The organism is Phycisphaeraceae bacterium (assembly GCA_015709595.1).
Classification (GTDB): Bacteria; Planctomycetota; Phycisphaerae; order Phycisphaerales; family SM1A02; genus CAADGA01.
This window is the reverse complement of the sequence record CP054178.1, coordinates 776,455-800,964: the sequence shown is the minus strand read 5'-3', so window position 1 is coordinate 800,964 and position 24,510 is coordinate 776,455. Positions and strand designations below refer to the sequence as shown.

15 protein-coding genes and 1 CRISPR repeat array are annotated in these 24,510 nt (G+C 65.8%); of the genes, 5 read left to right on the top strand and 10 right to left on the bottom strand.

Going from position 1 to position 24,510, the window contains the following annotated elements; genetic code table 11:
* Positions 1 to 26: 26 nt before the first annotated feature.
* The 3 genes from cas9 to cas2 all read left to right on the top strand — a co-directional run bounded on the left by cas9 (position 27) and on the right by cas2 (position 4,488).
* Complete coding sequence (gene cas9, locus HRU76_03370) at positions 27 to 3,089, top strand: type II CRISPR RNA-guided endonuclease Cas9 (protein QOJ16685.1); 3,063 nt, start codon at positions 27 to 29, stop codon at positions 3,087 to 3,089.
* An 86-nt stretch (positions 3,090 to 3,175) separates the two neighbouring features.
* Positions 3,176 to 4,162 carry a type II CRISPR-associated endonuclease Cas1 gene (gene cas1 / locus HRU76_03365; protein ID QOJ16684.1) on the top strand — a complete coding sequence of 329 codons (987 nt, stop codon included), beginning with the start codon at positions 3,176 to 3,178 and terminating at the stop codon, positions 4,160 to 4,162.
* A gap of 20 nt (positions 4,163 to 4,182) precedes the next feature.
* Complete coding sequence (cas2, locus tag HRU76_03360; protein ID QOJ19079.1) at positions 4,183 to 4,488, top strand: CRISPR-associated endonuclease Cas2; 306 nt, start codon at positions 4,183 to 4,185, stop codon at positions 4,486 to 4,488.
* Positions 4,489 to 4,537: 49 nt separating this feature from the next.
* A CRISPR array of direct repeats spans positions 4,538 to 5,359; the repeat unit is 36 nt; unit sequence AGTGTACCTGATCTCAGCCCGCGACCAATCCGCGAC.
* Positions 5,360 to 5,408: 49 nt separating this feature from the next.
* Here the strand turns inward: cas2 and HRU76_03355 are convergent.
* The 5 genes from HRU76_03355 to HRU76_03335 all read right to left on the bottom strand — a co-directional run bounded on the left by HRU76_03355 (position 5,409) and on the right by HRU76_03335 (position 13,024).
* Positions 5,409 to 6,509, bottom strand: coding sequence for a hypothetical protein (locus HRU76_03355; protein QOJ16683.1), 1,101 nt, complete (start codon positions 6,507 to 6,509; stop codon positions 5,409 to 5,411).
* 600 nt (positions 6,510 to 7,109) lie between these two features.
* On the bottom strand, positions 7,110 to 7,613 hold the full coding sequence (locus HRU76_03350; GenBank protein QOJ16682.1) for a hypothetical protein: 504 nt from the start codon (positions 7,611 to 7,613) through the stop codon (positions 7,110 to 7,112).
* A gap of 66 nt (positions 7,614 to 7,679) precedes the next feature.
* A complete protein-coding gene (locus HRU76_03345) occupies positions 7,680 to 10,895 on the bottom strand; it encodes an efflux RND transporter permease subunit (protein ID QOJ16681.1) in 3,216 nt (1,071 codons plus the stop codon).
* A gap of 63 nt (positions 10,896 to 10,958) precedes the next feature.
* Entirely contained in the window at positions 10,959 to 12,410 is a 1,452-nt protein-coding gene (locus HRU76_03340) for an efflux RND transporter periplasmic adaptor subunit (GenBank protein QOJ16680.1), read from the bottom strand.
* 161 nt (positions 12,411 to 12,571) lie between these two features.
* Positions 12,572 to 13,024 carry a hypothetical protein gene (locus tag HRU76_03335; GenBank protein QOJ16679.1) on the bottom strand — a complete coding sequence of 151 codons (453 nt, stop codon included), beginning with the start codon at positions 13,022 to 13,024 and terminating at the stop codon, positions 12,572 to 12,574.
* Positions 13,025 to 13,432: 408 nt separating this feature from the next.
* On the opposite strand from HRU76_03335, the gene HRU76_03330 reads away from it, so the two are divergent.
* On the top strand, positions 13,433 to 13,759 hold the full coding sequence (locus HRU76_03330; protein QOJ16678.1) for a hypothetical protein: 327 nt from the start codon (positions 13,433 to 13,435) through the stop codon (positions 13,757 to 13,759).
* Between the two features lie 311 nt (positions 13,760 to 14,070).
* On the opposite strand, the gene HRU76_03325 is transcribed toward HRU76_03330, so the two are convergent.
* The 4 genes from HRU76_03325 to prpB form a co-directional block, all read right to left on the bottom strand.
* Positions 14,071 to 14,349 (bottom strand): DUF2924 domain-containing protein, encoded by a 279-nt coding sequence (locus HRU76_03325; GenBank protein ID QOJ19078.1) that lies wholly within the window; start codon positions 14,347 to 14,349, stop codon positions 14,071 to 14,073.
* 446 nt (positions 14,350 to 14,795) lie between these two features.
* Positions 14,796 to 15,851, bottom strand: a complete 1,056-nt coding sequence (locus HRU76_03320; protein QOJ16677.1) for a hypothetical protein — start codon at positions 15,849 to 15,851, stop codon at positions 14,796 to 14,798.
* Complete coding sequence (locus HRU76_03315; GenBank protein QOJ16676.1) at positions 15,848 to 18,055, bottom strand: hypothetical protein; 2,208 nt, start codon at positions 18,053 to 18,055, stop codon at positions 15,848 to 15,850. The genes HRU76_03320 and HRU76_03315 overlap by 4 nt, the downstream gene beginning before the upstream one ends.
* A 733-nt stretch (positions 18,056 to 18,788) precedes the next feature.
* On the bottom strand, positions 18,789 to 19,664 hold the full coding sequence (prpB, locus tag HRU76_03310; protein QOJ19077.1) for a methylisocitrate lyase: 876 nt from the start codon (positions 19,662 to 19,664) through the stop codon (positions 18,789 to 18,791).
* Between the two features lie 128 nt (positions 19,665 to 19,792).
* Between prpB and HRU76_03305 the strand changes: the two genes are divergently transcribed.
* Complete coding sequence (locus HRU76_03305) at positions 19,793 to 22,993, top strand: VWA domain-containing protein (protein ID QOJ16675.1); 3,201 nt, start codon at positions 19,793 to 19,795, stop codon at positions 22,991 to 22,993.
* Positions 22,994 to 23,022: 29 nt separating this feature from the next.
* On the opposite strand, the gene HRU76_03300 is transcribed toward HRU76_03305, so the two are convergent.
* Positions 23,023 to 24,333: a bifunctional methionine sulfoxide reductase B/A protein gene (locus HRU76_03300; GenBank protein ID QOJ16674.1), complete on the bottom strand. Its 1,311-nt coding sequence runs from the start codon at positions 24,331 to 24,333 to the stop codon at positions 23,023 to 23,025.
* Positions 24,334 to 24,510 lie beyond the last annotated feature (177 nt).

Sequence of the window (24,510 nt, the reverse complement as noted above, 5' to 3'; positions counted from 1 at the left end):
GACGTCCAACCCAAAAGGGGAAACCCATGTCCACGATGACACTTGGCCTCGACCTCGGTCCCACGTCCATCGGCTGGGCGTTGGTCGATGAGGAAGAAGGCAGGATCGTCGCCACCGGGGTTCGCGTCTTTCCTGAGGGGGTTGATCGCGACCAGCAGGGAGCGGAGCATCCCAAGAACGAACAGCGTCGCATCGCCCGCGGGATGCGCCGCCAGATCGCCCGCCGAGCCCGCAGAAAGAAGGCGTTACGGGCGGCCCTTGTCGAAGCGGGGCTGTACCCAGCCGAGCCCGCTGAGCAGGGGCGTCTCGATGCGCTCGATCCGTATGTGCTCCGCCGACGTGCGCTCACTGAGGCGCTGGTGCCGTTCGAGTTCGGTCGCATTCTCATCCACCTGAATCAGCGTCGTGGGTTCTTGTCCAATCGCCGGGAGGATCGAAAGCGCAGGAAGGAAACCTCAGAGCTCCTCAACGAGATCAGTTCGCTCGCAGCCAGCATCGAGGAGGCAGGACACGAAACCCTTGGCCAGCATTTCGCCTCTATTCGCGCCGGAAACCCCCGTGAGCGCGTGCGGGGCCACCACACCCGTCGCGACATGTACGAGAGGGAGTTCGATCTGCTTTGGGATCGTCAGCATGTCCATCACCCACAACTGCTGACCGATCAACTGAAGTACGGCGATGCAGGCAGACAGAGCTTTCCGAAGGAGCCCGACCCGCCAGCACGCAAAGGGCGATCACTCCTTCAGCGATTCGGCCTCCACGGCATCATCTTTTTCCAGCGGCCGATGTACTGGCCCAAGTCTGTGATCGGGCGATGCGAACTCCATCCGCGTGAGAAGAGGTGTCCGAGGGCCGATCGTGCCGCGCAACGATTCCGACTGCTCCAGGAGGTGAATAATCTCCGCATTCTTGATACCACCACAGGTGAGGAGCGAGCCCTCGAAAGCCATGAGCGGGCGCTCTTGATCGAGTATCTCCGGGTCGCGAAGGAACGGACCTTTGACCAGATCCGGAAGATGTTCAGCAAGAAACTCGATTGGCCCGAGTCCATTCGGTTCAACCTGGAACGAGGTGATCGCTCCAAACTGCTCGGCATGCCCACCGATGCAATCCTCAGCGCCAAGTCGCTCTTTGGAAAGGCGTGGCATGATCGAACTGAGGACGAGAAGAACCGCATCGTTCGGACACTACTTCACGCGACCGAGGAGGTCGTTCGACACCGGGCAGTGACAGAGTGGGGACTGAGCGAGGAGGCGGCGGAGGAACTCCTCGACACCGATCTTGAAGGAAAGGAGTCGAAGGGATACAGCTCATTGTGCGTCACTGCGATCGAGCAACTCCTGCCGCACTTGGAGCGTGGGCTATTGCTGATGACCAAAGACGGCACGCCGTCAGCGCTTTCCGAAGCGGGTTATCTCAGACCCGACCAGCGCGTCATCAACCAGTGCGACTGGCTGCCCGAACCGCCGGAGATCACCAATCCAATCGTCCGTGCCGCGCTGCACGAAGTTCGGAAGGTCGTCAACGCCATCATCCGCGAGTACGGAAGGCCGAATCGAATCCGACTCGAGTTGGCCAGGGAAGCCAAGGGAAGCGAGGCGACCAGAGCCCGGAAGACTCGCGAGATGCGTGAGAACGAAGCGCGAAGGGATGAGGCGGCCGAGCGTCTGCGAGAATGGCATGTTCCCGTCACCCGCGAATCGATCGAACGGTACCTTCTTTGGACCGAGCAGCATCGGGAGTGCATTTACTCCGGTCGCCCGATCAGCCAGGCGCAACTCTTCGGCGGGGAAGTGGACGTGGACCACATCCTGCCCTACTCCCGTTCGCTCGACAACTCGATGATGAATCGAGTGCTGTGCTTCCGGAGGGAGAACGCAGAAAAGAGAGATCGCACCCCGCATGAGTGGCTTGCAGAAAGCAACCCCGCGAAGTACGAATCCATTCTGCAGCGATCGAACCGCCTGCCTTACCCGAAGGCCCGCCGGTTTCGTGATCGTGAGGTATCGCTGGATTCGTTCTTCGCCCGTCAGTTCGTGGACACGACGTACATCACCACACAGGTGCATCAGTACCTTGAGTGTCTTGGAACCGAGATTCTCTGCATCAACGGCGTACACACGGCGGAGCTTCGGCGCCATTGGGGCTTGAACTCGGTTCTTCGTCACGATGACCTTGATCTCAAGAATCGAGACGATCACCGGCATCATGCGGTCGATGCCATCGTCGTCGCTTTGACGGATCGTTCACGGCTGCAGAATCTGGCACGGGTTCGGCGTCAGGGCGGAACAGAGACCACGGGCGAAGTGCTTGATGAGCCGTGGGAGAACTTCCGGACGGATGTCGAGGCGGCAGTAAACGCGATCAATGTCTCCCACCGACCCCGCAGACGAGTCAAGGGGGCGCTTCACGAAGAAACTATCTATGGACCGACGTCCCAATCTGGTGAATTTGCAGTAAGGAAACCGATCGAGTCGCTGACGGTATCCATGATCGACGATATTCGCGATGAGTCGATTCGAGCACTGGTCAAGTCTCGCGTGGAGCGATTCTCGGAGAGGATCAAGGGACAAACGATCCCGAAAGAAGTGTGGCAGGAACCGCTGAAGATGAAGTCGGGCGTTCCGATCAAGAAGGTTCGTCTGATCCGCCGCGATCTAACGATCCAGCCGATTCGTGGCGGCAGCGCGTGCGTGAAGCCCGGACGACTTCATCACGCGTGTATTTTCGAGTATCAGGATGAACGCGCGAAGATTCGTCGCGATGCTGTGTACGTCACCTTGCTCGAAGCGGTGAGGCGGAAGCGCGAAGGAGAGCCGATTATCAGTCGTGTTCATCCGGAGCGACCTGACGCCAAGTTCATCATGTCACTTTCTCCGGGGGACATGCTCCTTGCCGAGTTCCGCGGCTCGGTTCGACCTGTCATCGTCTCGACGCTGGTCTCCACGCAGAAGCGAGTTCACATTGTAGATGCCCGAGATGCCCGGCAATCTGCACAACGTGATGATGAAGGTAAGACCCCCTCGAGTCTCAAGGGTCGAAAGATCATCGTCGATCCAATAGGCCGCATTCGATGGGCCAACGATTGATCCGCACCTGAACTCGCTCAAGTCCGCCTCGCCAGTCGCCGATGACGCGCCAGTGCGGCTGTCGCGCGCGGTTCCGGGGGTCGGTCATGATCAAGCGCACCGTTGAGATTTCCCAGAAGCCAGCCCACCTGTCGGTTCGCCTCGACCAGTTGCTCATCCAGCCGCACGATGTCCCCGAGGGCGTCGGGACAAGCTCGATCCCCTGTGAAGACCTGGGCATCCTGGTGGTCGATCACAGCCAGTGCACCTATTCGCATCATGCCCTGGCTCGCATCGCGGAGCATGGCGGCGTTCTCGTGGTGTGCGGCCGGGATCACCTGCCCGCGGCGGTGCTGCTGCCGCTGGCGGATCACAACGAGGTCGTCTGGCGAATCAACGACCAGCTGGGCGTCTCCCGTCCGTTGCGAAAGCAACTCTGGCGGCAGATCGTGCAGGCCAAGATTCGCGCCCAGGCCGGGAATCTCCCGCGTGGTGATACGCGCTCGCGCCTGTTGGAAATGGCCCGCGACGTGCGCTCGGGCGACCCGACCAACATGGAGGCCCAGGCGGCCAAGGTCTACTGGTCCGCCTGGCTGGCGGCGGAGGCGATCGAGGGCGTCGCCCGCAAGACGGAGAAGTGTCAGCCGACGGGGATGGACGCCCAACGATTCCGGCGCGACCCTGACGGGACCGACCCGCTCAACGTGATGCTGAACTACGGCTACGCGGTATTGCGGGCCAGCGTGGCGCGGGCGATCATCGGGGCCGGGCTGCTGCCCGCCATCGGCATCCACCACTCCAGCCGCTCCAACCCCTTCTGCCTGGCGGATGACCTGGTGGAGCCGCTGCGGCCGATCGTCGATCGCCGGGTCCGTCAGTTGTATGTGATCCACGCCCGCCGCGAACTCAACCAGCCCACCAAGGCGGGCATCCTGCAGGTGCTGGGTGAGCCGGTCGCCACGGGGGGTGAAACCGGACCGCTCATGGTCGCCGTCCAGCGAATGGTCGTGTCGTTCCTCAAGTGCCTCCGTGACGTGACGGACGGGCTATGCGTGCCGATGCTGCCGCCGATCGAGGGGGGCGAGGCGCCATGATCGTCAGTGGGTACCGCTGCATGTGGGTTGTGACGATGTTCGATCTTCCGGTGGATACCAAGGCGGCCCGCCGCCAGTACGCCCTGTTTCGGAAGTTCCTGCTGCAGGACGGCTTCGCCAAGATGCAGTTTTCAGTGTATATCCGCCACTGCGCCAGTGAGGAGAACGCCGATGTCCACATCCAGCGGGTGCAGAAACACATCCCGCCGGACGGCGAGGTCCGCATCATCACAATCACGGACAAGCAGTTCGAGCGGATGCGTGTTTTCTGGGGAAAACGGCGCACCGCCCCCGAACAGGCCCCGAAGCAGCTGGAACTTTTCTAGCGGTGTTTCCTGGGTAACTCCTTTTCTGGCAGTCGGTTGGGCGCGAGGTAGTGTACCTGATCTCAGCCCGCGACCAATCCGCGACAGGCGGAAGCGCCGGCTGTGTCTTGCTGGAGTGTACCTGATCTCAGCCCGCGACCAATCCGCGACGGGGCTGGAAGATTCCCGATGAGTGGTACGAGTGTACCTGATCTCAGCCCGCGACCAATCCGCGACAAGTTCGAGGATGGGGTCAACCGATTCCGCAGTGTACCTGATCTCAGCCCGCGACCAATCCGCGACAATGTCGTGAAGGAATCGTGCGTGCTGGAAGTGTACCTGATCTCAGCCCGCGACCAATCCGCGACTGTCCGGAGGCAATCATGGCATCCAGAGAAGTGTACCTGATCTCAGCCCGCGACCAATCCGCGACACGTCGTTGATGACAGCCCGGACCGCCTCGAGTGTACCTGATCTCAGCCCGCGACCAATCCGCGACGTCACCGATCGCCCGCCCGTCTTCTTGACAGTGTACCTGATCTCAGCCCGCGACCAATCCGCGACATGTGCGGTGCGGCTTTGGCGTTGTACCAAGTGTACCTGATCTCAGCCCGCGACCAATCCGCGACTGGTATCGGCAAGTCTGCCACCGACTGCTAAGTGTACCTGATCTCAGCCCGCGACCAATCCGCGACTGGGTGGTCGTGATCGGCGCACTGATTGAAGTGTACCTGATCTCAGCCCGCGACCAATCCGCGACCGAGTACGCTGCCGTCGCGGCGGGCCCCCTAGTGTACCTGATCTCAGCCCGCGACCAATCCGCGACCGACGGTACCGATCACACCGGCCCCGTCATAGTGTACCTGATCTCAGCCCGCGACCAATCCGCGACGAGAGAGATACCATACCGGGCGGTGGGTGGGGGTCACGACTGTTCGCCTTCAGAACGGCACATCGCATCGCGTCCGCTCCATCGCCCGATCCGCATCCGCGATGGCGTTCGCCATGGAGAGAAGCCGGCCGTAGAGGTCTTTGGCCTTCTCATCGTGAATGGGCACCGAGATGTCGAGGACCGTCGCCCCATTGACGAGCTGGCGGACGTGACGGGCGAGGGTGACCGTGCGGACTTCGCCGAGCTTGTCCGCCAGGGCGAGCCGCTCTGGCGTGATGGGCAGCTGGCCGATGAAGGTGTACGAGGGGCCGCAGCCGCGCCACGTGCGACGGCGGAGGACCACAGCACCCTTGCGGCAGTCGGTCAGGCGTTCCGCCACGGTTCGCATGACTCGCCGCCTGGCCGCCCGCTCAGGCGACGCGGGAGCTTCAGGCATCGGACAGGAGGTTTCGACGGGTTCGCGCGGCGCATGCTCGCCGGCGTCCACGCCTGGCATGTCGTCGAGGTTGAGAGGTGACCGCGGCCGCATCGCGCTTCGCAACTCGCCGTAGGCCTCGAAGGCCCGCGGCAGGCGCGTGCGGCGTTCAACCCACTCGACCTGCGTGCCCGCCTGGTGCTGGCAGTAACGCAGCGCGTACCTGGCTGCCTGCAGCGCGTCGCCCCGTCGCCGCTTCACCTGAAGGTCGAAACCGCCGACGCCCCACTTGTCGCGCCAGAGGCGCCACATTCGTTTGAGCTCGACGAATCCGACATCCGCCACGTCGATGAGAATGTGCCAGTGCGGCCATTCCGGCGCCTTCGGATGGAACGACAACACCGAGAGCCCTTTCCGGAACCCCATCAGCCGCAGCAGGCGACGAATCAGCCCGTTGGCCTTGATGTACTCGAACGCCGCCTCACCCGAAGGGAAATGCTTTCGGTTGATGGTCAGCGTGAGCAGACGCGGACGATGGAACATGGCCAGGTGCGGCTTCACGCGATCGCCGACACGCGCCCAGTACCCCGGGCCGCAATGCGGGCAGTTCCACATCCGGCAGCGGCAGCCGATGATGACGAGCCGGTCATCATCACCACTTCCGTTTATTGCCCTCAGATCAAGTCTACCGGCGGGCGGGGCGGCTGCGCCGCCCTCGCCCCGCCGGTCGGACACCCTGCATCGTCCGTCACATGCTGTCGCGGTCGTGCGCGATGGGGCGCGAGCTGGCATCAAACGAACACGGGCGGAAGTTCCGCCCGTGTGGTGATCGCCGCGTGCTGCCGTCGCCCATGGTGCGGGCGGGGATGAGGAAGGTCGGACCAATGAGTCAGGGGGAGATGCGACCTCCTCTCCCCCTGAAACCCCCTCTACTCCCCCCCTACGAGTGCTGGGCTGCGCGGGGACGGGAGCCCACGACGACGGGCCGACGCCGTCGAGGGGCTCGTGATCGAACAGGCCAGCGGATGAAGCGTCGCTCCGTTCCCGGGCCACCCCGGTTGCCCGCCTCACGCCGCACCCCCTTGCGGTGGCGTGTCGGTGCTTGCAGCGGAGGCAACCACCGCCAGAACGGCGGCCTTGAGTGCGTCCGGCAGGGTCGGCCAGGCGTCGATGACGCGGATGAGGCGCTCATCGTGCGGCGCGTTCGCCGCATTGTGTGAGCGCGTTTCATGCACGACCCCGCTTGGCGATGGCGCCAATGCGGTTTTCGGGTGGGTTCGATTCCCATCCACTCCCGTTGCGAACGCGCCACGGGATTGGTCCGGGCCGCCGTCGTCAGCCGGTTGGGTTGAGCGGGAACGAGCCGGTGACCTTTTCGCCGCTCTTCAGTTCGATTTCGACCCACAGCCGCGCCTCGTCGGGCATCGGGCTGGGCAGTTCGACGTGCGTGTGCCAGTGGTTGGGCTGGTCGGGGGTCTCGATGTCGGCGCGGGCCTTGACGGAGCCGGTCGCGTCCTGGACGCCGATCCAGAATCGCACGGCCGCCACCTGAGTCAGGTCGCCGGTCAGCCAGGCGTCGATGGGCGCATCGCCGCCGGGGGTGAGTCGGCCTTCGTCGCGCGATGCGCGCACCTCGAACGGGCCGATGGCGGTCGTGCCCAGCGCCACGGGCGCGCCATGGTGTCCGTCGTGCTGAGCGTTGGTGTCCCCTCGCCCTCCGGTTGTGACGGCGCCATGGTCGTGACCGTCGTGGTCGTCGTGGCCGTTCCCATTGCAGCCGAGGATCGTGAGCGGCACGACGAGGAGTGCGGCAAGCGTGGTGTGTCGAAGCGTGGACATATTGCGTCTCCTTGAGTCAACGGGTTACTGGTCGATGTTGATCGCGGTCTTCCGATGCAGTTGCGGTCATGAGGATGTACGAGTGTCGGGCTTCACGGCGCTCATCAGCAGCGCGTAGCCCGCGGGAACGACGATGAGATTGAGAAGCGTGGAGGTGATCAGTCCGCCGAGCACGACCACGGCGAGGGGGGCGAGCAGTTCGCTGCCGGGCTGGCCGGCGGCGAGGGCGAGCGGAAGCAGACCCAGCGCGGCGCAGAGCGCGGTCATCAGGATCGGCGACAGCCGCTCCATCGAGCCCTGCACGATCGCCTCGCCGATCGGCGCGCCCCCGTCCGCCAGATGCCTGTAGTGGTTGACGAGCAGGATGCCGTTTCGCACCGCGATGCCGAAGAGCGTGATGAAACCAACCATGCCGGCGATCGACAGCACGGGCGGCTGGTACACCGACGCGCCAAGCCCGAACAGGGCGAGCGTGTTTCGCACCAGTCCGGCATGCATCAGCGAGTCGGTGATGAAGATCGCCGCGATGCCGCCGATGGTCGCCAGGGGCAGGTTGACCATCACCAGCGCCGCGACTCGGAGCGACCCCGTGGAAAGCTGAAGCAGCATGAGCATGACGATCGCGATGCCCACGCCTGCGACCAGCAGCGTTCGGCTGGCCGACTGCTGGGCCTCGAACTGCCCGCCGAACTCGACGAGGTAGCCCTCGCGATGCACGATGGGCTCGACGCGCTGCTTCACCTGCTCGACGAGGTCGCCGAGGTTGTACCCATCGGCGACGTTGCAGGAGATGACGGCCTTGCGCTGCCCGTTCTCGCGGGCGATGATGTTGGGCGTCTTCTCAGGACCGACGTCAGCCACGTCGCGCAGGCGGACGGTGGGACCGGGCTTGTTGTCCTCCGCCGTTCCTCGCAGCAGCAGATCCTGCACCTGTTCGATTCGCTCGCGCTCGCCGGCGTCGAGCCGCACCACCATCGAGTAGCGTCGCACGCCCTGATTGACCTGGGCGACTTCCTCGCCGTACAGCGCCATCCGCACCTGCTCGGCGGCGTCCGCGGGCGTCAGTCCGGCGGCGGCAAGTTCCTGGTGCCGATAGCGAATGGGCACGCTGGTCACCATGACTTCGCGGTTGGCGGTCACGTCGCGCGCTCCGGGGATGGTCCGCAGCTCGTTCTCAATCCGTCGCGCCAGGGCGCGCAGCGTGGGCAGGTCCTCGCCGTACACGTTGATGGCGATGGCCGCCGGCGTACCCGAAAGGATGTGCGACAGTCGGTGCTCGATGGGCTGGCCGATCTGCACTGTCACGCCGGGGACGGCCTGGGCGATGGCCGCGACGCCCCGTCGCACGGCGGCGTAGTCGGCGCCGGGACGGAGCATGATGTCGATCTCGCTGTTGCTCACCGGTTCGGCGTGCTCGTCGCGTTCGGCGCGCCCGGTGCGGCGCGTGACGCTGAGCACGCCGTCGAGCGCCATGAGTCGCTGCTCGATTCCCATGGCGGCGCGGTCGCTCTCGGCCAGGGAGGTGCCGGGCGGCGATGAGACGAACACCGTGAGCGACCCTTCGCGGAACTCGGGCAGAAACGTGGTGCCGAACGTGCGCGCCAGCGCCAGTGATGCGATGGTGGCGACCAGCGCGGCGCCCAGCACAAACGCGCGATGCCTCAGCGACCATCGCAGCGACGGCTCGTATCGCCGCTTGAGCCAGCGGACCAGGAAGCCGTCGCCGTGAGCATGCTCTTGTTCCGCCTTCGCGCGTCCCGCGGCCGCTCCACCGCGGAGCAGCAGTTTGCACATCGCGGGCGTTACCGTCAGGGCGACCACCAGCGAGGCCAGGATCGAGACCATGTACGTCGCCGCCAGCGGCGCGAAAAAGCGTCCCTCAATGCCTTCCAGGAACAGGAGCGGGATGAAGACGATCACGATGATGACCGTGGCGAACACCATGGCCGGGCGGATCTCGTTGCTGGCGCGGAAGATCGTCTCCACGACGCCTTGCCTCGCGTCCTTCGGCAACGCGGCGTTCTCACGAAGGCGTCGATGGACGTTCTCCACGTCGATGATCGCGTCATCCACCAGCACGCCGATCGCCACCGCCAGGCCTCCCAGCGTCATCACGTTGAGGGTCTGCCCCAGCCAGTCCATGGCCAGCAGGGTGGCGGCCAGCGAAAGCGGAAGCGCGGTGAGCGTGATGATCGTCGTCCGCACGTTGAGCAGGAAGAGAATCAGGATCACCGTTACGATGACCGTGGCCTCGATGAGCACCCTGGTCACGTTGTCCACCGAGCGCTGGATGAAGTGGCTCTGGCGGAAGACCTCCTTGTTGATGAAGACGCCCTTGGGGGCGGATTGTTCGATCTGCGCCAGGGCGTCGTCGATCCGCCTGGTCAGCATGAGGGTGTTGACGCCGGGCGACTTCTGGATGGTCAGCACCACCGCGGGCACGCCCTGATTGGCCGCGGTGCCGCGCTTGGGCGCCCCGCCCAGCGTCACCTCGGCGACCTCGCCGATGGTGATGGGAAGTCCGTCCTTCATGGTCACGATGGTCGAAGCGATGTCGCGCACACCGGTGACGCGGGCGGCCTGACGCATCGGCATCTCGGCTCGATCCACGTCGGTCAGGTAGCCCGCGCTGGCCGTGCTGTGGGCCTTGCGGGCGGCCTCGGCGACGTCCGCGATGGTCAATCCGTAGAGCGACAGGTGGTCCTGACGCACGTTGATCTGGTACTCGGGCAGTTCGCCGCCGATGGCCGACACCTGCGACACGCCCGGGATCGCCAGCAGCTTGTTGCGCAGATCGAACTCGGCGTAGGCCCGCAGGTCCAGGTCGCTCACGCTCCGGTCGGGCGAGGAGACGGCCAGCAGCATGATCTCGCCGGTGATGCTGGTGATCGGCGTCATCACCGGTTCGACGCCGGGCGGCAGGGCGTCCGCCGCGCTCGCCATGCGCTCGCCCACCAGTTGACGGGCCCGGTAGATGTCGGTGCCCCAGTCGAACTCGACCCACACGAGAGAAAGCGAGATGGCCGAGGCCGAACGCACGCGGCGCACGCCCGGCAGTCCGTTCACCGCCGACTCCAGGGGGAACGTGACGTACTGCTCCACCTCGTCCGCGGCCAGACCGCCGGCTTCGGTCAGGATCACCACCGTGGGCGCGTTGAGCTCGGGGAACACGTCCACCGGCATCGAGGGCAGCCGGATCACCGTGTAGATCAGCATCGCGGCGGCGACCAGCAGCACCAGCGATGACTGTTTGAGTGAGAATGAAATCAGGTGCCTGAGCATGTTCGTCTTCCGGAACTGCGCGATGGATGAAGGCCCGAACGTCGTACGCGCGAGCGTGCTCGCTCAGTCGTCTCCCTCGTGGAAGGTTCCGTCGGCGTGGAAGTGACCGCCCCTGGTGATGTTGCCGCTGGTGGCCACCATCAGCTGGTACGCGCCGTCCAGCACCACTTCGTTGCCCTGGGCGACGCCGCTCTGGATGACCACCCAGCGTCCGTCATCCACCCCCAGGTCCGCCTCCATGCGGATGACCTTGTCCGGGTTGGCCGGGTCGCGGCGGAAGATGATGGCCTGCGTGCCGTCGCGCACGATGCATCGCAGGGGAATCGCCAGTTCCTCACCGCCGCTTCCCTGGGTCACGATCTCGAGGAATGCCGCGACCCCGGCCCGGACCCAGGAAGGCCCATCCGCCAGAGGCGTGCCTGTCCTGGGCGTGAGAATCAGGTCCACGGTGCGCCGCTCGGGATCGGCGGTCGGCGCGATCGTGAGCGTTCCCGTGACGACCCCACCGTGGGCGTCGCTGCGCAGACCGGGCACGCGCTCCTGCGCCGGAACCACGGTGGCGGGCTGGCCATCCGTCAGTCGCGGCAGGTCGCTCTGCAGCCCCACCGCGCGGAAGCGCACCTGCTCCGGCTGCACGATCGAAAGCACGGGAGCGTGTTCGTTCACCACGCCGCCTGACACCACGTCCAGACGCTCGATGACGCCGGGCGCGAGCGACCGCACTTCGATGGAGTCGAGCGTCGCCCATCGCGGGCGCGGTTCGTCGTTCCGCCCGGACGGCGACAGCGCCCGAAGCTCGGCGGCGGAAAGGCCGGTCATCGTGGCGGCGGCTTCATGCAGAAAGACCAGCCGCATGTTCGCGGCGTCAAGCGCGGCGGCCGACACCTTGCGCCTGGCGTCCAGCTCCGCCTCCTTCTCCAGCGTCTCGGCGAGGTCGGATCGGGCGGCGGCCAGCGACGCCAGCGCCGCGGACACCTCGTCACCCCGGGCGCCTCCGGCGGCCCGCAGCCGCTCCAGCGCCTCGACGCGGGCGCTCCATAACTCGACCGCCTTTTCAATCTCGGCATGATGCGCCTCATGGGCCTCCAGCAACGGGTCAATGCTGTCCGCCGCCGCCTGCGCCAGACGCAGCGCGGCTTCAGCGTCGGCCAGCTCACGCTGCATCTCGCGCCAGCGGGGGGAGTCGATGCGGTAGAGCGGCGTGCCCGCCTCGACACGATCGAACTGGCTGACGAGCAGCTCAACCCGGCCGGGAATCGCCGCCACGTACTCCCGCCGCGCGGTGGGCAGCAGTTCGAAGCGACCCGGCACGCGGAGTGTTCGCGACACGACGCGCCGTTCTACTCTGGCGAACGTGATGCCCAGGTTCTGGCGCACCATCGCGGGAATGTCCACGCGGTTGGAGGGAGCAGCAGGGGCGTCAGAAGAAGCTCGCCCTTCCTGCGGCGCGTTCCGGCGACAGGCGCTCATGCTCATGAGAGCCACGGCGAGTCCGATGAGAATCACTCGAAACATGGAGAAGTCCTCAGATCATCCAGAGGCCCTGAATCGCGGGAGAACGGCGCATCAGGCGTCGCCGTCATGCGAGAGCACCGTGAGTAAGGATGAAACAGGCCGCGCGATGCGCGCAGCGCCGCTGAACCGACGCCGCGCGGGCGACAGGCGCTCGGGCGGGCTTACAGTCGAAGCACCGTGGTTCGAATCATCCGCGTCGTGGCGCCCGGGGGGCGCGGCGGCTGGCGGCGCGGCGGCTCGAGCATCGCCTCGGGAACGACGGTCCACGCCGCCAGGGTCGATGCCCACGCGGGCGCCGGAGCGGCGTCATCAAGGGCGATGACATCCACCGCCCGCGCCCCGGCGACAACACGTTGTTCGGCGTCCGACAGTGGAATATCCGAGCACGGGCCGTGGGCGTCGTCGCCGTGATGATGATGGTGGCAGCCGTCGCAGTCAGGCGCGCACCCGTCCCCGTGATGGTGCGTATGCCCGGCCCGGGGGTCGCCTGTCAGCACGTCGAACCAGCCATGCTCCTCGGCCACGCACAGCTCCACGCCCGCGGGGAACGGGCAGAGCAGCAGCCGCACCAGCAGCACGGCCCGGATCAGGTTGGCGAGGAGGAGGGTGAGCATCGGGCGTCAGGTCGGCCGAACGCTCCGATTGAAGCACCCTTGCATTGTGCGGGTCAAGCGGCTTGTCGGGCTCGCCGGTCGTCGTGTGTGGATCGGTTCACTTGGCGATGGCGTCCGCGCGCATCGACGCTCTGTGATCGACGCATTCCTCGGCCACCAACGGCTTCTGGATGGTCCGTGACCACGCTGCGCTGGCGAACAGCGTCGTCAGGATTGGCGGCGACATCCATGCAGCGGTGACTGGGTGAATCGCTTCTCCGGACGATGCAATACTGTGAATCCCTCTTCGTTGAACCCCCGCGGTCGCGCCCGGGTTCGGTTGTGTGGACCGTGCCTGACGGCTGAACTGGCTGAGTCCGCGAACTCTGAGCGAGACAATCTGAGCGAGAGAAAAGAAGGAGAGCAACCATGAGACAACTGTTGACGATCGGCGTGCTGGCCCTGCTGTTGACGGCGTTCGTGGCTCCGGCGGCCCGGGCGGCGTCCGACCCGGTGACGATCGGGGGCGTCATCACCCAGGTGGGCGAGGGCGGCTTCATCCTGCGCGTCGGGCCGGAGCGGTTCGTCCGCGTGGTGGTGGGCGAGCGCACACGCATCACCCTCAATGGCGAGCCGGCGGAACTGGCCGACCTGCAGCGGGGCGACCACGCCCGCGTGCGCGGCACACTGCACATCCGCGAGGGCCGCGCGGTCATGCGGGCCATCCGCGTGGCGGCGGTCCGCCGCACCCGGTGATGATGACGCCCGAGCCGACCCCACCCTTGAGGACCGGCGGAGCGCGGACAACCTGTACCGGGGGAGCGCGGACAACCGTTACCGGGGGAGCGCGGACATCCTGTCCGCGCGTGAGCGGGGCGTCACTTCCTCGCCCACTCCCAGGGGTCAGTTGGACGGACGTTGCCGCCTGTGTCGCCGGATACGCCGCGCCCGCGTGATGAGCCGCGGGCGCGGCGTGCCGCGGACGCCCGATCTGAGCCGGGCGTTCCACCACGCCCCTGGCCGCTCTGTCTGATTGAGGAGAGAGAGCATGGCGGTCGGGGGTGTTTTTATTGGGAGGCGTGTGTCATGCGCCGCAAGGAGCGCCGGGCCGGCGGCCGCGCCGGACCGGATGCTTGCGTCCGCAGGTCGGCGTCGTCCGCGATCTCGAGTGCCCGCTCGCGGAGCCGCTGCGCCCGCTCCGCGAGATCGCCCTCGGTGTTGGCCTGCACGCGCCACGCGATCCGGCGAACGAGGTATGCCTTGTGATAGGAGGGCGTCTCCTCGCCGAACACCTCGGCGTACTTCCGCCGCAGTTCCGTCACCGTCATGCGCCCGAGCTGGCTCATCAACTTTCCGACGTTCAACGTCACGCACCGCTCCTTTCCCTGGCTCCGGCATCGCTGCGTCTCTCGCCGTTAACCAGTGGTCGGATCAGGGCGTGACTCGGGTGGAAGATCAAGGCATGTGCGCTGCAAGTTCTCCACGATTTCTCCCACGTCGTCGATGCTCGCCACACGCCCGTGTAGGCGGAGGATGCCGCGGGCAAAGATGCTCGCGACCTCGTTGCGGCGCTCGGCGGCAGACATGCTCGCGGGGTCGGTGGGATCAAGGCGCAGTGACATCGCGGACTCCTTGCGGAGGCGTTGAACGCGCGACCATCCGTTGTCGGTGACGACGGGTCGGGATGCTGCGGCTGTTAACCGCAGCCGCCTACTGGATACCTACGCGGTGGGAGTCCAGAGTTGCGCGACACCTTGGAAGGGCGCCAGCGACACGCCTCTGGCCACGGGCATCAGAATGTTGCGGCCGCTGCTGCGGCGAGACTGAGCGCATGCGTCCAGCTCGGGGCCATCCAGATTGTCCTCTCGATGCCCTCGCTGTAGTCGGGGTCGTATCCCCCCGGAACCGGATACACAACCCATCCTCCGGAGGCATAGGCGTCGGCGATCACCCGAGCGGACCACAAGACCATGAGCTTCGGACCCATGGGAAACAGGACAACCGGTGCTTGCTTCTCTCGCGCCAAGTTCACCTCAGCCTCAACACTGAGCTGAAGCGCTCCAACATCGCCCAGCTGCACTTGCTTCTTCCGCCACCCTGCCACCGTATGCGGTGCCAGTTCCCGCACTACATATCGGTTGTTGCGTTCCATGACATACCGCAGATCCGGTCGAGTTGGCTCCCACGGGAGAATGATCGTGCCACCGCCTGGCTGCATCTCCCGGAGCGCGACGACAAGCCGATCCTGTTCGTGGCCCAAGACAATGAGCCCTCTACCTGAGGCTTCGTTGTATAGTCGCGCACCTTCGACTAGGGGGACGATCAGGATGTCTCGCCAGCCGAACCGGCGATCCATGCTAGTCAGGTCGCAGAAGCTGCGTGGGCTCGTATACGCAGATAACCAGTTGCGTTCAGCCTTATCGAGGTTCGCAAGACAGACTCCCGCAGCCACCGCATGAATCTTGGTAAGGCATGTAATGTCAAGAATCAGCGGCACCTGTCGCGTCGCTAGAGCCCCGGCCTCTGCTTCGAGGGCATCTACGATGTCCGCAAACGAGTATGGATTCACCGGCCTCCGAACGCACTCCTCTGCATGGAGGCCACTAGCAAGTTCTCGCATTCTGCCCCAATGAAGCTCTCGGCGCTCTTCTCCTTCGCCGCCGGGCGCTGTTGTCGTCGAATAGTCCAACGCGACGACGCGCCTGACGCGGCTACCGGTCTGCACGAGGTGTTCGAGCGATCCCAGACATCGCTCCTCAAAGCTGATCGCCCCTACCCATGTGCCGATTCCGGCGCGCGTCACACTCGCAAGAAGGGGCTCACTTGGTTTAATGCCCTGTCGGGTCATTTACGCTTCCTCCGATCGCGCCATTGCCGGTACTGACGACCAAACTGCTGCACGTGATGACGCACGCTGGCCGCATCCTTCAAGAGGCTGACTTCCTGACAGTTCGCGAGGCTCTCGGCTACCAGTTCGCTCGGATCGGAACCATTGCGCGTGGCAATGAGAATGCGCCGGGTCAGCGTCCCACCCTGGCCAGCACGTGGAGCGGCGACGATTGCTCCACACAGGTAATGCACCAACGCGTCTGACGTAGTTCCATCAAGCCCGACACCCAGCAGGGATGCACTCGTAGCTTGCTTAATCACTATCGAATCTGGGGTGTCCGGCGTGATGCGCTCCGCGTTGAGTGACTCTTGGCTCGCCGCAAAACGGAACTGTTCTTGGATCTCTGCAGACCAGTCTGCTGCCGGATACCAGATCGCAAGACCTGGCGAGGGGCGGCTCGGTTTGGCCTGTGGCGCCAGTGACGGGTTTAGGAGATAGCTGTGGACGGTAGACACAAGCGTGTCAAGATCCTGCGACTCCTGACAAGGAATGATCTGGCGAGATCGCAGCCACGCTGGGAGCTCCTTGATTTGCCCCTTACCGAGAATCACCGGAACCAGCACCTTGCGGAGTCCAAACGCGAAGCCAACTTCGAAGACGACGTCGCCGCGCAAACCGGTCATGTCAGCGACGACTAGGTTGCTATTGCGGATGCGCTTTCGGATGACAGACGCCCAATCCGCTCCGGCGGGTACGCCACGCCCGTCAAGAACAATGATGTTGTGCAGCTCTGGGTGTCGGCTTACGCGAGACTGGAAGTAGCCACGGAACTCGCGGCTGGCGTCGATGTTCATTCGATAGGCCGTGAATACTCGCGGAGGCGAGGTTGCGCGAACCGAAACCGTGAGAAGCTCCCTTTCCTTCATGTGAATCGGGACTTCCCGAAGGTCAAGCATGCTGTCAAGTCCATGCTTCTTCGTCCACAGTAGTGAGATTGGCACTTCGAATGCAGAGGGGCGGGCGCCGGGTAGCCACTCCTGCGGCTCCGCAACATTCAGCGCCCCTGTTCGCAGCGCATCGTCAAAGAAGGCGTCGGCGCTTGTGGCAGCGGCCCAGAGCGTGGCAGGAACCTGACGATCCACGTGCAGTACGGGACGTGCGCATGGAGCACCACTCTCCTCCTGGACTCTACGTCTGATCATCGAGAGCGTCGAGCTGTAGTCGAGCCCGTGGTGCATAAGCGCAGTTCGGACGCGGTTGTTCTCGTTGCGGTGTTTTGCATCGAGCGCATCCAACAGCTCGCCATCGCCCGTGCGGCTTGACGCGACGAGGTTTGCGACGAGCTCGACAGCATTGCGGCACGACCCTCCCGAGAAGGCGAGGATCGCATCGACATGAGAGCTCGGAAGGGCCGCATAGGGGTCTCCAAACTGCGCCTCGAGCGCGGCACGCGCGAAAGCTGCCCATTCCGGCGACCTCGGATGAGAGCCCAACTGCCAGACGTCGTAGTGATCGCCCGGAGCGCCGCCGAAAGTCGGCTGCACGAATGGGCGCGAGGGGTGGCCGGGTCGCGTCGCGAGGAGCGCTCGATAATGGAACGTCTGGTTCAGAAGATCAAGAACGGGGAACAGCGCCGGCGCCGTGACAAGATCCGCTCGATCAAAGAGTAGAAGAAGTGGCGCGCCAGCCCTCTCAAGTTCACCAGCAAGCCGCGCGAGGAACAAGCCGAGGGGTCGAGTGTCGAACACGCTGTCGAACACGCGGAGAGGCGCGCGTGTGACCTGATGCTGCAGTGCTGCAAGGTTGTCGGAGCCGGATTGAGACGAACTAGTCAGAGATGGCGGTAGGCAAGTGTCTAGCCAAGTTGGCGGGATCTTCAGTCGCTTTTTGAGAGACAATCGCTCCGCTATGGAGATGGCCAGCAGCGAGGAGGTCTTTCCTGCGATCTGCCTCTGAAGATCTGATGGGATATCAACGGTCCAGGGGCCGATGCCGTCGCGCTGGGAGATGCTAGCGGTGTCTTGAACGAGGTTGATGTGAAGTGCCGTGCCACCGGCCTCGTCGTGGACGACCTTGTGGAAGCGGAACAACACTGTCTTGCCGGCCCCATGCGGCCCGACCAAGAGTGCACTTCGGTTGAATGCCGGAGGAATCTCCGGAGGTTGTCGAAAGACCTCCCGGATGCGTGAATCGGGAATCCCTTCGCCGTCGCGGTAGCCCAAGCTGGACGCCGTTGACTCCATCATTGAGCGCTCTGGGGAGAACCTTCCGATTGCTAAAGGGTACATGGTCCTCATGCTCGAGGCGACGCTTGTGGGCCCCCGAGAGGAACCCTGCTGTTAACCTCACGCGAGGTGTCAACCAGAGAGCGCGAGAGTCCGAGAGGGGTTGCGCTCGGTGGCCCGAGAGGAACCGTGACGGTTCCGCTCGAACCCCGAGATTCGGTTTCGGAACCGAGAGCGCGGCCGCGATCGGCGGCGGCTCGGAATCCCCGGATTCTCCGCGGGTTCGGCGCGGTCGGGGCGAGGCCGGCTTTGCCGCCCGGGCTGTAAACCAATCGACCCCCGCGAGTTCGCGGAGGTCGGGTGAACTCCCCGACCGAGTCTCGAACCAACCACCCACTGGTGAACAGCCCCACGATGGACATGGACAACTCCTGAGACAATCCTCACATCGATCCTATAACCGACGGCCTGTCTGAGGACAAACTGAGAGTTCGAGGATGTGGACAAGTTGTGGAAAACTGTGGGAAAGCCGAAGCCCTGCCACCCGCCGCCTTCGCTTTCCCGATCCCTCATGGAACTTGATGTGGTCAAGCGATCACAGGCGAAACGCCAGCGCCACCGCACGCGGGACGCCAGCGCCACCGCAGGCGGGACGCCCGCGCCACTCAGCCAGCGCCGCCCAACCTTCCTCCGCGCCCTCTGCGACTCGGCGGTGAGAACCCCTGACCCCTCACCCCTTCGGAAACTCCCACTCCCGCCCCGGCGTGTACCCCAGCAGGTCGTACAACTCCTTGCGCGTCTGCATCTGCCCGAGCAGCGATTCCACCGAGCCGTCGCGCTTCAGCGCTTCCAGCGCGCGTGTCACCGCGCCCATCGCCACGCGCTGCATCGACAACGGGAAGATCACCAACCGGTAGCCCAGTTCGTTAAACCGGGCGGCGGGGATCAGCGGCGTCTTGCCGAACTCCGTCATGTTGGCCAGCAGCAGGCCCGGCGATTGCTGGGCGAAGCGGGCGAACTCGGCTTCGCTCTCCAGCCCTTCGGGGAAGATCATGTCCGCCCCGGCGGCGCGGTAGGCGTTGGCCCGCGTCACGGCGTCATCGAAGCCGGTGACGCTTCGCGCATCCGTGCGCGCGATGATGAGGAAGTCCGGGTCGCGTCGATGCGCGGCGGCGGCGCGCACCTTCTCCACCATGTCGTTCATGGGGATGAGGGCTTTGCCGTCGAGGTGGCCGCAGCGCTTGGGGAACACCTGATCCTCGATGTGCAGACCCGCCGCGCCGTGTCGCTCGTACTCGATGACGGTGCGGATGACCATCTCGACCTCGCCATACCCGGTGTCGGCGTCCGCGATGACGGGCAGACCCGACGCCTGGCTGATCTCGCGGATGGTGCGGCACATCTCCGTGAGCGTGATCAGCCCGATGTCGGGGTAGCCCGCGGTGTTGGCGGTGGCCCCGCCGGAGATGTACACGGCGTCAAACCCCGCGCGGGCTACGGCCCGGGCCACCAGCGCGGTGAACGCGCCCGGGCAGAGCACCGTGCCGGAGGCGAGCAGTTGGCGGAGGCGGCGGGTGGGAGTATCGCGTGCGGGTGACGTAGCCATGCCGAGAGAATAGCAGTCGTCGATGACTCGACCATGATTCGCCGTGATCGCTCGCATCGGGCAAGCCACGCTACCGTACATCATGGCGGCGTCATGTTTCGTCGTCCCATGTCGCCGCCCGGTCGCCCATGCCCATCCGCTTCGACCATCCCGAACTGCTCCTGCTGGGGCTGCTCGCCCTGCCGCTCGCGTGGATCGGCTGGCGGGCGCTGCGCGCGGCGGAAGGTCTGCGCAAGGCCACCATCCTGCTGCTGCGGGCGGCGGTGGTGCTGCTGCTGGCGGGTCTGCTGGCGTCGCCTCGCGTCGAGCGATCGCATGATGACCTCACGGTGATCGGCGTGCTGGACATCAGCGGCAGCGTGCGGCGCTTCGCCTCGCTGCCGGATGCACCGGAGCAGGCGGGGCGCGGAGCCATCAGTCAGTTGCGCTGGTGGTTCCGCGAGGCCACGCGCGACAAGCGGCCGGATGACCGCTTTGGCATGGTCGTCTTTGACGGGCGGGCCGCGGTGGTCGCCACGCCCACACGAGGCAGCTGGCCGGACGAGGACATCGACCTGGCCATGATCGAGGGGACCAACATCGCCGAGGCGATCCGGCTCGCCATGGCGATGTTTCCGCCCAACACGGGGCGGCGTCTCGTGCTGGCCACCGACGGCAACGAAACCGCGGGCGACGCCCTGGCCGCGGCGCGCGAGGCGGCGGGCATGGCGGGCGCGGGGTTCGGATCGGGTGGGGCGGCGGCGTCCGGCGCGCCCGCCGCCCTGAATGATCGGTTGATGCGCGTGAATCCGTCACGTCTCCTCGGCGTGCCCATCGACGTGCTGCCGCTCGCCTACCGCGTGGAAAGCGACACGCAGATCGCGCGCGTGGAGGCGCCTTCCGCGGGACGCCCCGGGCAGATCGTGCCCTTACGGGTCGTCATCGAATCGCTCCAGCCCGCGACCGGCTGGATCACGCTGCGTCGCGAGGGAGCGATCGTCGATCTGTCGCCGGATGAGGACGAGTTCCGACGCCGGGTGGATGTTCCCGCGGGCACCAGCGTCCACACCCTGGCCGCGGCGCTGGGTGATACGCCGATCAACCGCTTCGAGGCGGTTTTCGAGCCGGATGACGCCGCCGACCTGCTGCCGGAGAACAACCGGGCCGAGGCGTTCATCGCCAGCCCCGGCACCGGGGCCGCGCTGCTGGTGCGAGGCAGCGCGGTGGGGGAGCCCGACCCGTTCGAGGCCGCGCTGCGGGAGGCGTCGATTCCCTTGGAAGTCGTTTCTCCGGGCCGCGTCCCGCGCGAGATGCTGACGCTGCAGGCGTACGACGTCATCATTCTGCAGAACGTGGGCGCGTGGGAGATCGACCCGCCGGTGCAGGAAACCATCGCCCGCTCCGTCAACGACTTCGGCACGGGTCTCATCATGCTGGGCGGCGAGAACGCCTTCGGCGCGGGCGGCTGGAACGGGACGCCCGTCGAGGCCATCCTGCCCGTCGAACTGGATCTGCCCAGGTCGCTGCGGCTGACGGAGGCGGCCCTGGTCATCGTGCTGGACAAGTCTGGTTCGATGGCGCGCCCCGTGGCGGGCGCACGGCGCAGCCAGCAGGAGATCGCCAACGAGGGCACCGCGTGGGCCATCGAGTCACTGCAGCCCGACTCGCAGGTGGGCGTGGTGGTGTTCGACTCCTTCTCGCAGACGCGCGTGCCGCTCGGGCCCAACACCAACCCGCGCGAGACGGCGGAACGCGTGCGCAGCATCTCGCCCGGCGGCGGAACGCACATCGGTCCCGCCCTTCGCCGCGCCCAGGACATGCTGCGCACCGCCAACGTGCGGCGCAAGTACATCGTGCTGCTCACCGACGGGCAGTCGGAAATGCCCGAGGATCTGCGGGCGCTCGCCGCCGAACTGTCGGCGGAGGGCATTTCGCTCTCCACCATCGCGGTGGGGGACGACGCCGACCACGGCCTGCTGCGCGACATGGCGACGATCGGCGGCGGGCAGTTCTACCCCGTGCTCAATCCCAACACGCTGCCCGCGGTGATGGTGGATTCGGTCCGCGTGGTGAACCGCCCGCTCATCAAGGAAGCGACCTTCCAGCCCGTGGTGGTCGGTCCCGGCGCGGCGCTCACGCAGGGGATGGACCGCGCGCCGGCCCTGCACGGGCTGGTGCTGACGAGTTTCCGCGAAGATCCGCGCGTCACCGTGGAGATGGTGACGCCGGAGGAAGAGCCGCTGCTCACGCATTGGCAGGCGGGGCTGGGGCGTGTGGCCGCCTTCGCCAGCGACGCGCATGGCGAGTGGTCGCGCGACTGGGTCGGCTGGAGCGAGGCGGAGTCATTCTGGGCGCAACTCACGCGGCTGGTGACGCGCTCGCCGCTCAGCCGCGAGTTCGAGTTCGACGCGCGAATCGACGACGGGCGGCTCACCATCACCCTTGACGCCACCTCGGCAAGCCGGATGGGCATGGACCAGCTCGTCGTCACCGGAACCGTGTATGGGCCGGACGGTCGCTCGCGTGAGATTCGCCTGAGGCAGGTGGCGCCCGGCCGCTATGCCGCCGCCATCGATGCGCCGCAGAGCGGGCACTCGGTGATCGCGCTCATGCCGCGCCGGGGGCAGGAGGCCCTGGCCCCCATCATCGGCGCCGCCAGTCAGGCCACGGGCGTGGAGTATCGGCGATACCGATCCAACATCGACCTCCTGCGCCGCGTCGCCGACGAAACCGGCGGGCGGCTTCTCGAAGCCGCCGACCCGCGCGGAGCCGACCTCTTCGACCGCGAGGGCCTTCCACCCAGCGTCTCGCTGCTGCCGGTGTGGCGTGAACTCCTCTGGCTGTTGCTGGGGCTGGTGCTGCTGGATGTGACGGCCAGGCGACTGGCGTGGGACCGCGACACCATCGCGCGGGCGATCTCCGCCGCGGTCGCCCGGGTGCGTCACCCCCGCGAACGCACGCGCGAAGTGCGGACCACGCTCGCCTCGCTCAAGGAGCGCGGGCGCGAGGTGGAGCAGACCGTGGAGCGGGAAGGCGCGGCGTTCTCCAAGCTCACCGGCGATTCGCGGCTGCGCACGCGCGAGGAAGTGCTGGCGCAGCGCGCGAGAGAGCAGGGAACGGACGCCGCTTCGCAGCAGGCGCGCCGTGAAGCCGCGCTGGATCAACTGGCGGGGCGACGGGATGGCGGAACATCGGACTCCGCGGCCCAGGCCGCGCCCACGTCCGGTCATGCGCGGCGTCAGGGCGAAGCACGGTCCGGCGGTCATGCGGAGCCGGAGCGGGGTGATGATGAGGCGCCCGGCACGATGCGCGACCTGCTGAAGATCAAGAAGCGACTGCGCGGCGAATAGATGGTCGGCGTGGCGGCGCCATCAGCCGCTCACTTCTTCTCCAGCGGCGACTGCTCCTTGAGCATGTCCTTGAATTGCTTGCGCACCTTCTCCACCTTGGGCAGCGCGATGGCCCGCACGTAACCCTGCATGGGATTCTCGCAGACGTAGTTCTGGTGGTACGCCTCGGCGGGGAAGAACCTGGTGAGCGGCTCCAGCGTGGTCACGATGGGTCGGTCGAAGACCTTCTGCTCCGTCAGGTCGTCGATGAACGCCTTGGCGAGCTGCTTCTCCTGCTCGCTGGCGTAGAAGATCGCGCTGCGGTACTGCGGACCATGATCGTTGCCCTGGCGGTTGAGCGTGGTGGGGTCGTGGGTGGCGAAGTGGACGCGCAGCAGATCCTCGAAGGCGATCTTCGACGGATCGTAGATGATCTTCACCACTTCGGCGTGGCCCGTCCTTCCGGTGCTCACCGCCTTGTAGTTGGCGGTCTGTGCCGTGCCCCCCGCGTAGCCCGAGACGGCTTCGACGACGCCGTCGAGCTCCTCGAACACCGCCTCCACGCACCAGAAGCAGCCGCCAGCGAAGACCGCCTCGGCCAGCACGGGCAGCTTGGCCGCGGGATCAGCAAGGGTCTTCACGTCCTCGATGGGGGTGAACGCCAGCGATTCGGAGTTGAGGCAGTAGCGCAGACCAGTCGGTCGCGGGCCGTCCTCGAACACGTGACCGAGGTGCCCGTCGCAACGGGCGCAGTTGATCTCGGTTCGGATCATCCCGTAGCTGTGATCGGGCTTCTCCGCCACGTTTTCCTTGGCGATCGGCTGAAAGAAGCTGGGCCAGCCGGTGCCAGAGTTGAACTTGGCCGCGCTGGAGAACAGCGGCAGCTTGCAGCAGATGCAGGTGTACACGCCCTCCTTCTTGTTGTCGAGCAGCGTGCCGCAGAAGGGGCGCTCGGTCCCGGCGTTGCGCGTGATGCGGTACTGCTCGTCGGTGAGCTGGGCCCGCCACTCCGCGTCGGTCTTGACGACCATCGGCATGCGGATGGGGCCGACCAGTTCACCCTGCTCGTTGAAGACGCGCACGCTGACCATGGGAACCTTGCCTCCAGTGCCGCCGCCGGCGGACGCCGCCCCGCCGGGCTTGTCTGATTGGCCCGGACCGCCCGTGGAGCCGGGTTTGTCCTGAGGTGATCCGGTGGGTGAATCGGACAGCGACGCAAGCGAGATGCGGTCGTTGGCGGCGCTGGTCGAAGTCGCGGTGCTGGATGAATCCGGCTGGCATCCGCCCAGCAGCAGCCAAGCGGTCGCCAGAAGCGCCGCCGACGCCCATCCGCGGCGCGAAGGGCTTGATTGCATCATCATGTCGTCCCGCCTTTCGATCGAGTGAACCATCCGGATGGTAGATCGCTCGGGCCGGGTGGTTGGATGCGTTTCGCCAGTCCGGGTTACACGGGTTGCATTTCCGCCGCAGCCCGGCGCCTGTCACATCGTAGAACCGATGACGCCGGGGGATTGTTCGGCGAATTCATCTCGTGAAAG